This is a genomic window from Citrobacter sp. T1.2D-1 (assembly GCF_950098555.1).
Taxonomy (GTDB): Bacteria; Pseudomonadota; Gammaproteobacteria; order Enterobacterales; family Enterobacteriaceae; genus Citrobacter_A; species Citrobacter_A telavivensis.
On record NZ_CATNHH010000034.1, the window covers coordinates 20735 to 35730 of the forward strand.

Below are 14996 nucleotides of genomic sequence, written 5' to 3' on the forward strand. Positions count from 1 at the left end.
GGCGACTGTTCGCTCCAGCCGAAAAGCGTGTTCATGTTGGCGGCATCGCCATCCGCTACGCTGCACGTTATGATGCTTCTCCAACTCAGGGAGAATGCTAATGAAACCACAGGTTTACCACGTTGATGCCTTCACCAGAACCCCTTTTCGCGGCAATTCCGCCGGTGTTGTCCTGCATGCTGACGGCCTTAGCGACGCGCAGATGCAACTGATTGCCCGCGAACTGCGTCACTCCGAAACCGCATTCCTGCTGCAAAGCGACGACAGCGATGTACGCATTCGCTATTTTACGCCGACGGTAGAAGTGCCCATTTGCGGGCACGCCACCGTTGCGGCACATTACGTCCGCGCCACGGCGCTGGGACTGGGTAATACCACGGTGTGGCAAACCTCGCTGGCGGGACGTCACCGGGTTGAGATCCGCTATGATAGCGACGATTATCGTATCTCGCTGGAACAAGGTGCGCCCTCCTTCGACGCGCCGCTCGAAGGCGACATCCGCGCCGCCATTCTACGCGCGCTGCACCTGAGTGAGGACGCAATGCTACCGGGCCTGCCGATTCAGGTCGCCTCGACCGGTCATTCCAAAGTGATGATCCCACTGAAGCCTGAGGTCAATATTGACGCCCTCGCCCCCGACCTTTCTGCGCTTTGCGCTATCAGTCAGCAGATTGGCTGCAATGGCTTTTTTCCTTTTCAGATCCGTCCGGGTAAAAATGAGACCGATGGACGCATGTTCTCTCCGGCAATCGGTATTGTGGAAGATCCGGTGACGGGCAATGCCAATGGCCCAATGGGTGCCTGGCTGGTGCATCATCATTTATTACAACATGACGGGAAATTGCTACAGGTGAAAGGACATCAGGGACGGGCATTAGGTCGCGACGGCATCGTTGATATTGACGTGACGATTCAGGATAACCAACCGGTAAAAGTCACGATATCCGGTAACGCAGTGATCCTGTTTCACGCACAATGGGCGGTAGATTTTTAAAAACAGCCCGGTAAAGATACGCCTTACCGGGCGGCTTTATTTTCCTTTCTTATATTGACCGCTTTAAATTCTTATTAAGATAGTCCAATTAATCTTAAATAGCATTTAAGGTGGTAAACGCTTTAAAAATCATAATGATAATCCGCTTTATTTTCTTCTTTCATCAACCGGGATTAATTAAAAATCAACATCATTTCATCTGTTTTGTTTTATTTTAATACTATCACCAATCGATTTATTTAGTTACGTAAGAACAATTCATTTGTAATTTTCTTAGGCGATATGAAAAATAAGTCATTATCTTGAGAGTGAGTCGCAGCAAAGGATTCTTCAGATATAGCAAAAGTTAAACAACACTCGTTCTGTCTGGAAACAAAAAACTCAACGCCGTAAATATAATATATTACGCGCTGTATTTGTCTATTAAGAATGTGAATATTGATATGAAAGAATTTAAATTAACAACCATGGCATTATTGATTGGCAGCTTGTTAATGACAAATAACGTTTGTGCAAAAATTTATAATGAGGATGAGGGGATTATCACCGGGAGTGGAGCCCTTACCGACGGCGGTACCTATAAAATTATCAGTACCTCCGGGGAAAACAACACCCTCTCCGTGGCGAACAATGGCGGGATTACGGTTACCCACCCGGGCGGAACGCCAATCGTCAGCGGCAGGGGCGAGTTTGAAGATGGCGATCTTACGCTCGCGTCTGGTACTGTTTTTGTTGCCAACAGCGGAACAATCAATTTAGGGTCAGGCTCTACGGTGAATCAAATTACCGGGGATTTGATTCCGGGTACGGTCGACGGACGCCCGGACCTGGCGCTTGATGAAGATTATCAATCTCTGTTCGCCGTCGGCATTGTTGATATGGGGGGAACCAGTGACGCCTATCGTGCACAAAAAGGCGCGCTTATTGCTGATGATTTAACCATCAACATCAGCCACCAGCGTGATGGCAAGACTATCTCGGGTATCTTTTCTGATAAAAATAATGGCGTTATTACCTTAACCGGCGATACCACGGTGAATGCAACGGTAACCGGGGCGAATGGACACGCTTTTAGCGTTTATGCGAAGGAAGGGACTTTCATCGACGCTGAAAATCTTATTGTTAATAGCAAGAGTACAGAATACGCCGTGGGGATCGTTTCGGAATCGACAGACGCAGCTAACCGCTCGCTGATTCAGTATCAAAATGCCAGCGTTAAATCCGTTGCCAATGATTTTGCGGATGGTATTAATGCTAACGCCGGTTATATCGAAGCGTTTGGCGATACCAATGTCGATGTCACCGTCAATGGCGTCGGGGGCGTGGCGTCCGCAATCTGGCTTTCTGATGGTCTTTCAGGCATCGATTTGGATTCGACTATCACCACCCACGGTACAACGACCCTGCTGTTGAAATCAGGTGCAGACAGAACGGTTCTTGATGGCGTTGACTCCATGGGGTCCACGCAGTTTACCAGCAACGACCTGAACATCACGCTGGACACCCAGGGACACCAACAGACGACCGGTACCGGTATTCTGGCCAGTAAAGACGATGCGTCGACGGCGGGTAAAATCGACATTAATGGGCGTCTCAATATTGATGTTGTTGATACCACCCGCAGCGGGAGCTGGAACTATGTCCATGCGGACAAAGGCGGCGAAATCACGCTGAATGGCGGGGTGCAGATGGGGGTTAACTACAACGACCCGAATGCCACCGCTATTCTGGCTGAAAACGCTGACTCCCGCGTGACGATTCATCCGCAGAACGTGCAGATTGTCGGTACTGTCGAAGCCAGCGATGCCGCCGTGGTTGACATCAGTGCGACCAGCCAGTCGCGTTTCGTTGGCGGAACGGTAACCAGCGGCAACGCGGTGAATAACCTGTCGCTGGCGGAAGGCTCGGCCTGGAACATGACCAAAAGTTCTCAGCTTACTCACCTGACGCTGGATGATTCCACGCTGACCTTCATGCCCACCAGCGTGCAGAGTCGCAGGCTGACCCGTGAGGCCACGAGCTTCAAAACCCTGACGGTGGACGGCGATTATACCGGTGCGAACGGTAACATCGTGATGAACACCCAACTGGGCGATGACGCCTCGCCGACTGACCGGATGATCGTTGCCGGCAACACCTCGGGCACGACGAGCGTCAAAGTGCTGAACGCCGGGGGCGCGGGTGGACTGACGACGGACGGTATCGAACTCATCAGCGTCGCCGGTCATTCCGACGGGGAGTTCAGACAGAATGGCCGCATCGTGGCAGGCGCCTATGACTACACCCTGCAACGCGGCGAAGGCGGGAATAACAAGAACTGGTACCTGAGCAGCGCGTTGTCTCCGGTCACCCCGGTGGATCCGGCATCGCCTGTTGATCCCACCGATCCGCAGTCGCCATCCCCGACGCCGCGTGAACACGCAATTCGTCCGGAAGCCGGTCTGTACGGTATGAACCTGCAGGCGGCGAACACGATGTTTAACACCCGCTTACAGGATCGTCTGGGCGAAACGCATTATGTTGACGCACTGACCGGCGAGGACGCGGTCACCAGCCTGTGGCTGCGTAATGTCGGTGGTCATACCCGTCAGAAAGACAGCAGCGACCAACTGAACATGCAGAGCAACCGCTATGTCATGCAGTTGGGTGGCGATCTCGCACAGTGGTCTTCGGACAACACCGATCGTTACCATCTGGGTCTGATGGCAGGTTACGCTAACCAGAAGAGCCGCGCGGAAAACCAGCGTAATGGTAACCGCGCTGACAGTCGCATCAGCGGTTACAGCGTCGGTCTGTACGGTACGTGGCTGCAGGACAACGCCACTCACGAAGGGGCATACGTTGACACCTGGGCGCAGTACAGCTGGTTCGATAACACCGTTTCCGGTCGTGACGTTGAAGCGGAAGAGTATGATTCCAGCGGATTCACCGCGTCTGTCGAATCCGGCTATACCTGGAAACTGGCAGCGTTAAGCGAACGTAACGCGCTGTATATCCAGCCTAAAGCGCAGGTCACCTGGATGGGCGTGAAGGCGGATGAGCACAAAGAAGTTAACGGTACCCGCGTGGAAGGCAACGGGGATGGCAACATCCAGACCCGCGTCGGCGTCCGTCTGTTCGGCAAGGGACATAACCAACTGGACAATGATAAGAACCGCACCTTCCAGCCGTTTGTGGAAGCCAACTGGATCCACAACAGCAAAGACTTTGGCGTCTCGATGAACGGTGAAAACGTGAATCTGCAGGGTGCCCGCAATATCGGCGAACTGAAAGCCGGTGTCGAAGGCCAGTTGACGAAGAACGTCGCGCTGTGGGGTAACGTCGCTCAGCAGGTTGGCGACAAAGGTTACAGCGATACCTCAGCGATGATCGGGATTAAAGCCTCGTTCTGATGAAAAACCCCCGGTAAGCGCATGCGCTGCCTGCCGGGTTTTCTTTATTTTCCGGCTTCCGGATGCGTATCAAACGCCGCCATCACCCTTGCCAGCTCAGTTTCCGTAAACCCATGCTTCGCGTCCGTCACCCCCAGGCCAAAACGTTCCTGTAGTAACGCATACAGCGAGGCGACATCCGGCAAATTGCGCTGTTCTACCACCCTGTCATTATCGTAATGCGTGAAATGGAAGTTGGTGAGGGTCAATTTTCCCCCGTCCGGCAAATGACGACACATTAACAGATGATGACGAAAGTGCGATTGCGGCCAGTGCGCAGACCAGAAGTTGCCCATCACATGGTCACTTTGCTGCTGCGTCACCCGATCGAAGCGATACATGGACTGCCAGTGTTCGTGATGACAGAACTGCAGGATCCAGTCGTCCCCCTCCTGCTGCAAACGGTATTCACCGTGCGGCGTCTTCTGAATCATGTCCGCTTGCAGACGAATGGGAGCCGTGAGCGTCTGGCCGCCAAACCCCACATCGGCTACCCACGATTCGCCGTCCAGTTCCACCAACAGCAGACGGTGAGTTCGCGGGGGTAAATTTGGTGGATTTGCCAGCACCACGCGCCCCAACAGGCTGCGTACGGTAAAGCCCAGTTCGCGCAGTACGCGCTCAAACACGCCATTTTGCTCAAAACAATAGCCACCGCGACGTGCGGTAATGAGTTTCTCTTCCAGCGACCGATCGTCAAGGTGCATTTCTCGCGGCAACAGCACGTCAAGATTCTCAAACGGGATAGTACAGTTATGCTGCAAATGTAGCGCCCGAAGCGTCTCAATATTGACTTCGGTACGCCCTGACCAGTTCAGACGCGCAAAATAAGCATTCAGGATGGGAGTCATCAGGTTTCCTGTCGTGAGCCTTAATCGTTACCCGAGTATAAACGATGAGTCCAAAGCGTGAGGCTGATGTTATTAGTAGGTTGGCGCAACGTCGATTTTCATTAATACTCAGAAAAACCCTTTGCGAGACAATCCTATGAGCCGATTCCGTCCTGTCGAATTACGCCACGCCAGTCGCCTGCTCAATCATGGCCCTACGGTGCTTATCACCAGTCGCGATGAGGTCAGCAACCGACGCAACATCATGGCCGCCGCGTGGTCTATGCCCGTCGAGTTTGAACCGCCCCGTCTCGCCATTGTGGTCGATAAAACGGCCTGGTCGCGAGAGTTAATTGAGCGCAGCGGCCTGTTCGGTATCGTCATTCCCGGCGTCGCCGCCACCAACTGGACGTACGCTGTCGGCAGCGTCTCCGGTCGCGATGAAGACAAGTTCAACTGTTACGGTATCCCGGTGATACAAGGGCCGGTTCTGGGGCTGCCGGTGGTCGAAGAAAAATGTCTGGCCTGGATGGAGTGTCGTCTCCTCCCCGCCACCGCCGCGCAGGAAAAATACGACACCTTATTCGGTGAAGTGGTTTCTGCCGCCGCGGATGAACGTGTGTTTGTCGAAGGCCGCTGGCAGTTCGATGACGATAAGCTTAATACCCTGCATCATCTTGGCGCTGGAACGTTCGTCACCAGCGGCAAACGCGTAACGGCGGGTTAGCTGCGCCTGCACCATAGTGCTCCTCTTGCCTGGCTATACGGATAAAGTTGAGTTCTGGTTCAATATCGTCACGCCATAATCCGACGTCGCCCGGTCAGCCCTCGCGACCGGGCGTTTTATTACATGCTGTAGCCTGGCTTTTTAATCAGCGCGTCCATCTGCGGTGCAATCTCGCTATCCCATACGTCCTGCCACGCTTCTTCAGGAACTTCAGTCAGCGCCACGCTCACCGAGCGCGCTTTGCTTTTCAGATGACGAACGATCGTCTCAGTAATCTCTGAGGCCAGCGCCGCTTTTTGTTCTTCAGTCAGGTCGCGCGGAAAACATTTAATATCAACGTGTGGCATTGCAGGTTCCTAATTATCAGTGTGAGGATTAAAACGAGCACAGTTGTGAATACGCCAGTGTCAGTTTATGCGGACTCACGCTCAATAAGGTGAAAACCGATATCGATAATGGCCTCTTCCACTGCCGTTTGTTCAATGCGATTCGCCAACAGCGTGGCGGCTCGCTGACCAATGGCGCGACGGTCAACGCTGACGGTGGTGATCGACGGACGATTACTGGCGGCAAAATCGAGATCGCCAAAACCGATAACCGCTAAATCCTGCGGAATACGTAATCCACGGCTTTCCGCTTCCATCATCGCGCCCTGCGCCAGGGTGTCGGAACTGCAGACAATTACGTCGAATTCCCCTTCGCTGAAGAGTTGCGTGAGTCCGCTGCGTCCCAGCGACAGCGATGCCGGGAGCGGTACATCGACCTGCGGCACATCATGAATATCATGGCGTGCCAGAACGCTGCATAGCCCCTGCTTACGCTGACCGGCGCGGCGATCGGCCGTCCACAGCAAACCGGGACGACGATACCCTTTACTTAGCAGATACTCGCCGGTGGCCTGCCCGACTTTTTCATGAGAGAAACCGACCAGCATATCAAGCGGCGTTGGGGTGAGATCCCAGATTTCGACCACCGGAATAGCCGCGTTGAGAATCACTTTTTTCAGTTCGCTGGTGTGGTGGATGCCGGTTAACACTACGCCGTCCGGACGCCGGGAAAGCAGTGTTGCCACCAGCTCCGCTTCCGTCTGCTCGGTATACCCCGCCACGCACAGGAGAATATGATAGCCGCGCCTTGCCAGTTCATCGCTCAGCGACTGGATAGTATCGACGAACATGTTGTTGTTGATCTGCGGCACCACAATGGCAATCAATTTACTGCGCCGTGACGCAAGACCTCCCGCCAGCGCGTTGGGAATATAGCCGGTCGCCCGCACCGCCTGCATCACTTTCTCAACCGTTTTAGGCCGCACCAGTTGCGGTGTATTGAGCGCCCGACTCACCGTCATGGGCGACAGTCCAGCACTGCGGGCAACATCTTCCAGCGTCGGCGCGCGAGGTGGTTTTGTGCTCTTCACTGTGGATGCCCCTGCAAAATTCACTGATTTATCTGTGCATTATTCATCATGCCGGTGGCTATTGCCAGCTTCTGACCAGGAAACGCCGCAAATACAGCAGCTTACTTTCCCCCTCGCACAATGAAATGTTAGCGCCATCATTCAATGTTGTGCATTTTACCAGATTGTTTTGGATCGTGACCTGTTTTGCAGGAATTCCCCTTTTTTATTCGCCATATGTGATCGATTGTTCAATTCAACATCAACTCTCTGGATTAATTTCTGCCATCAGAATAGAAATGTTAGCGCAATCATTTTACATCAATCAGGAGAATGACATGTCCTTAAGCGCGAATTCTGACGCCGTAACCTATGCCAAAGCAGCCAACGCCAGAACGGCAGCGGAAACCGGCGATCGCATCGAGTGGGTGAAGCTGTCACTGGCATTTCTGCCGCTGGCGACCCCGGTGAGTGACGCCAAAGTGTTAACCGGTCGCCAGAAACCGCTGACCGAAGTGGCGATCATCATTGCCGAGATCCGCAGTCGCGATGGATTTGAAGGCGTCGGCTTCAGCTATTCAAAACGAGCCGGTGGTCAGGGCATTTACGCTCATGCCAAAGAAATCGCCGACAACCTGCTGGGTGAAGATCCGAATGACATCGATAAGATCTACACCAAGCTGCTGTGGGCAGGCGCATCCGTTGGCCGCAGCGGAATGGCGGTTCAGGCCATCTCCCCTATCGATATCGCCCTCTGGGACATGAAAGCCAAGCGTGCTGGCCTGCCGCTGGCTAAACTGCTGGGCGCGCACCGGGATTCCGTGCAGTGCTACAACACCTCCGGCGGTTTCCTGCATACCCCGCTCGATCAGGTACTGAAAAATGTCGTGATTTCACGCGAAAACGGCATCGGCGGGATCAAACTGAAAGTTGGGCAACCCAACTGTGCCGAGGATATCCGCCGCTTAACCGCCGTTCGCGAAGCGCTGGGCGATGACTTCCCGTTGATGGTCGATGCCAACCAACAGTGGGATCGTGAAACGGCGATCCGCATGGGGCGCAAAATGGAACAGTTCAATCTTATCTGGATTGAAGAGCCGCTGGACGCCTACGATGTTGAAGGTCACGCTCAGCTTGCCGCCGCGCTGGATACGCCCATCGCCACCGGTGAAATGCTCACCAGCTTCCGCGAGCACGAACAGCTGATTCTGGGGAACGCCAGCGACTTCGTCCAGCCAGACGCTCCTCGCGTTGGCGGTATTTCACCGTTCCTGAAGATTATGGATCTGGCCGCGAAGCACGGGCGTAAGCTTGCGCCGCATTTTGCCATGGAAGTTCACCTGCATTTGTCCGCCGCCTACCCGCTGGAGCCGTGGCTGGAGCATTTCGAGTGGCTGAACCCGCTGTTCAACGAACAGCTTGAACTGCGCGACGGTCGCATGTGGATCTCCGATCGCCACGGTCTGGGCTTCACCCTGAGCGAGCAGGCTCGCCGCTGGACCCAATTAAGCTGTGAATTTGGCAAACGCCCCTGATGACACTGGCGGGAATCATTCCCGCCCTCTTACCTTACAGAACGCTTTCTGCCCTTATCGAGGAGTAGAGAATGAGCACAATGATAAAGCGCACCAAAGTGCGTTACAGCATTCTTATATTTTTATTTCTTGCCACTGTATTTAATTATGCCGACCGGGCAACGTTATCCGTCGTCGCGCCGATTATGAGTAAGGAATTAGGCTTTGACCCGGAAGCAATGGGACTGGCTTTTTCTTCTTTTGGTATTGCCTATGTGATAATGCAATTACCCGGTGGCTGGTTATTAGACCGCTACGGCTCGCGTCTGGTATATGGCTGTGCGCTGATCGGTTGGTCGCTGGTGACCATGTTTCAGGGCACCATCTATCTGTACGCCAGCCCGCTGATTGTCCTGATTATTCTGCGTTTACTGATGGGCGCAATCGAAGCGCCTGCCTTCCCGGCAAACAGTCGCTTAAGCGTACAGTGGTTCCCGAATAATGAGCGAGGTTTTGTCACCTCGGTTTATCAGGCAGCACAGTATATCTCGCTGGGGATTATTACCCCGCTGATGACTATTATTCTGCATAACCTGAGCTGGCATTTTGTCTTTTATTACATCGGTGCGATTGGCGTTATTCTCGGCGTCTTCTGGTTAATTAAAATCAAAGATCCGATGCACCATCCCAAAGTGAATCAACAGGAGATTGACTATATCCGCGAGGGTGGCGGTGAACCGATGCTTGGCAGTAAAAAGGAGTCGCAGAAGGTCTCGTTCGCCCAGATCAAAAGCGTCTGCGTCAACCGGATGATGATCGGTGTCTACATCGGGCAGTTTTGCGTCACCTCTATCACCTGGTTCTTCCTGACCTGGTTCCCAACCTACCTGTACCAGGCCAAGGGGATGTCGATACTGAAAGTGGGTTTTGTCGCCAGTATCCCGGCGATTGCCGGATTTATCGGCGGCCTGCTCGGTGGCGTCTTCTCCGACTGGTTGCTCAAACGCGGCTACAGCCTCACCATCGCGCGTAAACTGCCGGTGATTTGCGGCATGCTGCTCTCCTGCGTGATTGTTATCGCTAACTACACCTCTTCGGAGTTCGTGGTCATTGCTGCGATGAGCCTGGCCTTTTTCGCCAAAGGGTTTGGCAACCTCGGCTGGTGCGTCCTTAGCGATACGTCGCCGAAAGAGATGTTGGGCATCGCGGGGGGGGTCTTCAATATGTGCGGCAACATGGCAAGTATCGTCACTCCGCTGGTGATCGGCGTAATTCTGGCCAATACCCAGTCGTTTGACTTCGCCATTCTGTACGTCGGCTCAATGGGGCTCATTGGCCTTATTTCCTACCTGTTTATTGTTGGACCGTTGGATCGCATTACGCTAACCCCGTCTGCTGCCTGATAGTCCCTATGGCGAAGACTTCGCCCCGCTGTTCCGGGATTGCACTCCTCGGAACAGCGTTTTTTTATTGCGCTTTCACCCGCTGCCAGTGTCACCTTCTCTCAGATGATCTCGTTGTTTTTCAGCACCTGGCGTAATTCTGCCCGCTGACACACGGCGTCCGCTATCGCGCTGATATTCGGCGTATTGTCCTGAAACCAGTCATGACCTGGCCCCCAGGTGCGCATCACGCACAGATAACAATCAAGCAGGGTTAACTGCTCGCCGAAGGCATACGGTTCGGCGCTCAGTTGGTCGTTCAGCCAGAGGTAGAGTGATTTACGGTATTCAATACAGTTCTTTTTCAACTGTGCGGGCGCATCAGGAACCCAGCGTTCCGGATAGTCAGCGTAGGTATATGTCGGATAGATATTAGCCACCAGCCAGATTAACAGGCGCTGAAACTGCTGGCGCTCTGTACTTCCAACGGGCGGAGCCAGATCGGGGCGACGATCGAGTACCATCAGCGCGATGGCTGCCGTTTCGGTCATCACCTCACCATTTTCAAGCGTCAGCGTCGGTACCTGGCACAGCGGATTGATTTTTTTCAGCAGATCGCGCTGCGGCCCTTCACTATCAAAACCGCTGATATCAATAAAACGATACGGAATGTCCGCCAGCGTAAGCATTAATTCGCCGATCGCTGACCCCCACCCTGGCGCCCCGTAAACCTTAATCATACTGCCTCCTGCAGGTTAAAACTCTAAGTGTAGAGTAACCTGCATTTCTGGCATGGCTTTCTGAACGTTCCTGCCAACCGCTCCCTACAAAAATTAATAGGTCAGTAAAACGAATGATCTTAACCGCAATTGAACGACCCTATTTTCTTTTTGGCATCGTTTTATTGGTTAGATTTTACTTAAGAGAACACCCTGTACTTTTCAGGTTGCGCAGTTGTATTTATTTTTCATTTTACTGACATCTCATTTTAATTAAAGCGTGTAAATTTCATTTTAAATACTTTCGTCATTCTTATGTTTAGTAGAGAATGCAGCATTCTAAATACATCAATCTCTATTATCCGTCTGCCCGAGCTGACGGATTTTTGTGTTTATTCCGCACAGTATCACCAGGAGTCTTTCATGAGAAGTAACATTCCCGTTACACAGAAAGAGTTTTTACTTAACGAGAAAGCGACGCTCTTATCTACAACGAATACGCAAAGCCATATTACCTATGCGAATTCAGCGTTTATCGACGCCAGTGGATTTGGCGAAAATCAACTGATGGGCGAACCGCATAATATCATTCGTCATCCGGATATGCCGCCTGCCGCCTTTGCTGATATGTGGTTTACCCTGCAACAGGGCGACAGCTGGACCGGCATGGTCAAGAATCGTCGTCACAATGGTGACCATTACTGGGTTCGCGCCAACGTTACCCCCGTCTGGCATAACGAACAGTTAACCGGATACATCTCGGTACGCACTGTTCCTGCGCGTCAGGAAATTGAGCAAAGTGAGCAGCTTTATCAAAAGATAAATAATAACAATTTCAAGGGCCATCGATTATTTAAGGGCATTATTATTCGCCGTGGCATCCTGGCCTTTTTATCCGCGTTTAAATGGTTATCCATCCGTCAACGTGTCAATTATGCTATTGGTGCCAGTCTGTTTCTCGCCTTGGCTATTATTTTCTTAGCGATCAATCCGCTTATTCAGGCAGGCGCGTTTACCCTCTTATTTCTGCTGCTGGCTATTTACCTTAAGTATCAAATTTGTCATCCGGTTAAACAGATCCTGTCGCAGATGCAGAAAGTGGTCGCCGGGCGAAAACCCGACAGCATTCATTTAGATCGCGTCGATGAACTGGGGATGATGATGCGTCTGGTTAATCAGGCCGGATTAAATCTGAATTCACTGGTAGACGATGTCAGTACCCAAATTGCCGGTATTCAGGAGATCAGTACCCGCGTCAGTCAGGAAGGCTCAGCGCTGCATAAGCGCTCCGAAGAGACCTCGGCCAACCTGCAACAAACCGCGGCCGCGATTGAAGAGATAGGCAGCGCGGTGCAGCAAACGGCAGATACCGCCGCACAAACGATGACGATGGCGGACAGAACCAGCGCTAACGCCAGCGAAGGGGGCGACTTCATGAAGCAGACGATCGGCATGATGCAGTCGATTTCCCGCGATAACGGGCAGATCGTCGATATCATTGGCGTGATCGACAGTATTGCTTTCCAGACCAATATCCTCGCGCTTAACGCGGCGGTTGAAGCCGCCCGCGCCGGAGAATCCGGACGCGGATTTGCGGTCGTTGCCGCTGAAGTACGGAATCTGGCGCAGCACTCCGCGTCGGCCGCCAAAGAGATTGCGTCGCTGATTGAGAAGAACGTCGCCAACGTAAACGCCGGGGTGAGCATGGTTGAGCAGACGGAAACCCATCTGACCGGGATGATCGACGACGTGTTCCAGATGTCGACCATGATTAAAGAAATTGGCCTTGCGACGCGCGAACAGACGCAGGCGCTGGAACTGATTAACGATTCTATCTCCCGCATTGGCACCATGACCGATAACAATGCCGCGATGGTGGAAAGCGTCAGGGACGCCGCTGGCAATCTTTCCGGGCGCTCCTCACGCCTGCAACAGGCGGTACACGTCTTCGGCACCTCCGCCTGATCTTCCCTCCCGCTCTGCCTGTTCAGAGCGGGTTCTCACTTCAGTTCTGGTTGATTATTACGCAATCTGACCATTCGGAATGGACTATTTTGCACCGTTTATTATTTGCAGGTAGGATGCTCCGCCGGTGGTGTTATCCCTACCCAGAATGACGGGAAGCACCCCCTGCGTCGCAGCAGGTGGTTGCGACGAAAAGTTCGACTTATCAGACAGGTAAACAGGTAACGTAATGAATACACAAGAGACAACGGTGTCGGAGCAGCACGCGGCGAAACGACGCTGGTTGAATGCCCATGAAGAGGGTTATCACAAAGCGATGGGCAACCGTCAGGTTCAGATGATCGCCATCGGCGGCGCCATTGGAACCGGGTTATTTTTGGGGGCTGGCGCACGCCTGCAGATGGCGGGTCCGGCGCTGGCGCTGGTCTATCTGGTCTGCGGGATCTTCTCGTTCTTTATTCTGCGCGCGCTGGGCGAACTGGTTTTACACCGCCCTTCCAGCGGCAGTTTCGTCTCATACGCCCGTGAATTTCTCGGCGAGAAAGCCGCCTACGTCGCAGGATGGATGTACTTCATCAACTGGGCAATGACCGGCATTGTCGATATCACCGCCGTCGCGCTGTATATGCACTACTGGGGCGCGTTTGGTGACGTTCCGCAATGGGTCTTTGCGCTCGGCGCGCTGGCTATTGTGGGGACCATGAACATGATCGGCGTGAAGTGGTTTGCCGAAATGGAGTTCTGGTTTGCACTGGTCAAAGTACTGGCCATTGTCCTCTTTCTGGTGGTCGGGACGATTTTCCTCGGCTCGGGTAAACCGCTGGACGGTAATGCCACCGGCTTTCATCTGATTACCGATAACGGCGGGTTCTTCCCCCACGGCCTGCTGCCAGCGCTGGTGCTGGTGCAAGGGGTGGTCTTTGCCTTTGCTTCTATCGAACTGGTGGGAACCGCCGCTGGCGAGTGTAAAGATCCGCAGACGATGGTGCCAAAAGCCATCAACAGCGTGATCTGGCGTATCGGCCTGTTCTACGTCGGGTCCGTGGTGCTGCTGGTTCTGCTGCTGCCATGGAACGCCTACCAGGCGGGACAAAGCCCGTTTGTGACCTTCTTTTCGAAGCTCGGCGTTCCTTACATTGGCAGTATGATGAACATCGTCGTACTGACTGCCGCCCTCTCCAGCCTGAACTCCGGTCTTTATTGCACCGGACGCATTTTGCGCTCAATGGCGATGGGCGGCTCAGCCCCAAAATTCATGAGTAAGATGAGCCGTCAGCATGTGCCCTATGCGGGGATTCTGGCGACGCTGGTGGTGTATGTTGTCGGGGTTTTTCTCAACTATCTGGTCCCGTCACAGGTCTTCGAAATCGTGTTGAACTTTGCGTCGCTGGGGATCATCGCCTCGTGGGGCTTTATCGTGGTTTGCCAGTTGCGCTTGCGTCAGGCCATCAAAGAAGGGAAAGCCGCCGACGTCAGCTTCAGGCTGCCTGGCGCGCCGTATACCTCGTGGTTAACGCTGCTGTTTCTGTTGAGCGTTCTGGTGCTGATGGCGTTCGATTATCCGAACGGAACCTGGACCATTGCTTCTCTGCCGCTGATTGCCATCCTGCTGGTCGCCGGCTGGTACGGCGTGCGTAAACGCGTGGCGGAAATACACCGCACCGCGCCATAAATAATAAGGCCTGCACTTTCGGGCAGGCCTTATCAGATTGCACCTTGATGTATCTGCCGGGTGACGGCTTCGCCTTACCCGGCCTACGACACCCCTCAGGCGTAGGCCTGATAAGCGAAGCGCCATCAGGCGGTAGTCTTAGCGCCGGTGCCCGACATTACCGCCCTCTGGCGTCTTACAGGGCGATGCGAATCACATCATCCGGTTCAGAGGCTTCTTTCTCGCGAGTGGATTTCTGTTTCACGCTCACGTACAACGTTTTGCCATCGGCTGACAGCGCCAGGCTGTTCGGGAAGGTTGGCGTATTTCATGTATCTGCCGGGTGACGGCTTCGCCTTACCCGGCCTACGACACTCCTCAGGCGTA

11 protein-coding genes and 1 pseudogene are annotated in these 14996 nt (G+C 53.4%); 7 read left to right on the forward strand and 5 right to left on the reverse strand.

Annotated elements, in window-relative coordinates:
* Positions 1–100: 100 nt before the first annotated feature.
* Positions 101–994, forward strand: a complete 894-nt coding sequence (locus QQZ17_RS18260) for a PhzF family isomerase (protein WP_152404633.1) — start codon at positions 101–103, stop codon at positions 992–994.
* Between the two features lie 443 nt (positions 995–1437).
* The gene (locus QQZ17_RS18265; RefSeq protein WP_152404632.1) at positions 1438–4386 is read left to right on the forward strand and encodes an autotransporter outer membrane beta-barrel domain-containing protein; all 2949 of its coding nucleotides are present in this window, start codon (positions 1438–1440) and stop codon (positions 4384–4386) included.
* Between the two features lie 44 nt (positions 4387–4430).
* On the opposite strand, the gene nhoA is transcribed toward QQZ17_RS18265, so the two are convergent.
* Complete coding sequence (gene nhoA / locus QQZ17_RS18270; protein ID WP_152404631.1) at positions 4431–5276, reverse strand: N-hydroxyarylamine O-acetyltransferase; 846 nt, start codon at positions 5274–5276, stop codon at positions 4431–4433.
* A gap of 136 nt (positions 5277–5412) precedes the next feature.
* Between nhoA and QQZ17_RS18275 the strand changes: the two genes are divergently transcribed.
* On the forward strand, positions 5413–5982 hold the full coding sequence (locus QQZ17_RS18275) for a flavin reductase family protein (RefSeq protein WP_152404630.1): 570 nt from the start codon (positions 5413–5415) through the stop codon (positions 5980–5982).
* Between the two features lie 119 nt (positions 5983–6101).
* On the opposite strand, the gene pptA is transcribed toward QQZ17_RS18275, so the two are convergent.
* Both pptA and QQZ17_RS18285 read right to left on the reverse strand, forming a co-directional pair.
* Complete coding sequence (gene pptA, locus QQZ17_RS18280) at positions 6102–6329, reverse strand: tautomerase PptA (protein WP_152404629.1); 228 nt, start codon at positions 6327–6329, stop codon at positions 6102–6104.
* Positions 6330–6394: 65 nt separating this feature from the next.
* Positions 6395–7399, reverse strand: coding sequence for a LacI family DNA-binding transcriptional regulator (locus tag QQZ17_RS18285; RefSeq protein WP_152404628.1), 1005 nt, complete (start codon positions 7397–7399; stop codon positions 6395–6397).
* 317 nt (positions 7400–7716) lie between these two features.
* Here QQZ17_RS18285 and QQZ17_RS18290 point away from each other — a divergent pair, with 317 nt between their 5' ends.
* Together QQZ17_RS18290 and QQZ17_RS18295 are read left to right on the forward strand one after the other, a co-directional pair.
* Positions 7717–8913, forward strand: a complete 1197-nt coding sequence (locus tag QQZ17_RS18290; RefSeq protein ID WP_042318970.1) for an L-talarate/galactarate dehydratase — start codon at positions 7717–7719, stop codon at positions 8911–8913.
* A gap of 71 nt (positions 8914–8984) precedes the next feature.
* Positions 8985–10295, forward strand: a complete 1311-nt coding sequence (locus QQZ17_RS18295) for an MFS transporter (protein ID WP_152404627.1) — start codon at positions 8985–8987, stop codon at positions 10293–10295.
* 101 nt (positions 10296–10396) lie between these two features.
* Here the strand turns inward: QQZ17_RS18295 and QQZ17_RS18300 are convergent, their stop codons facing one another.
* Positions 10397–11014, reverse strand: a complete 618-nt coding sequence (locus QQZ17_RS18300) for a glutathione S-transferase family protein (RefSeq protein ID WP_152404626.1) — start codon at positions 11012–11014, stop codon at positions 10397–10399.
* A gap of 402 nt (positions 11015–11416) precedes the next feature.
* Here QQZ17_RS18300 and QQZ17_RS18305 point away from each other — a divergent pair, with 402 nt between their 5' ends.
* Together QQZ17_RS18305 and ansP are read left to right on the forward strand one after the other, a co-directional pair.
* On the forward strand, positions 11417–12958 hold the full coding sequence (locus tag QQZ17_RS18305; protein ID WP_152404625.1) for a methyl-accepting chemotaxis protein: 1542 nt from the start codon (positions 11417–11419) through the stop codon (positions 12956–12958).
* Between the two features lie 229 nt (positions 12959–13187).
* Complete coding sequence (ansP, locus tag QQZ17_RS18310; protein WP_152404624.1) at positions 13188–14630, forward strand: L-asparagine permease; 1443 nt, start codon at positions 13188–13190, stop codon at positions 14628–14630.
* 175 nt (positions 14631–14805) lie between these two features.
* On the opposite strand, the pseudogene QQZ17_RS18315 reads toward ansP, so the two are convergent.
* Positions 14806–14937 (reverse strand): annotated as a pseudogene (locus QQZ17_RS18315) (YncE family protein); the annotation flags it as partial.
* Between the last annotated feature and the right edge of the window lie 59 nt (positions 14938–14996).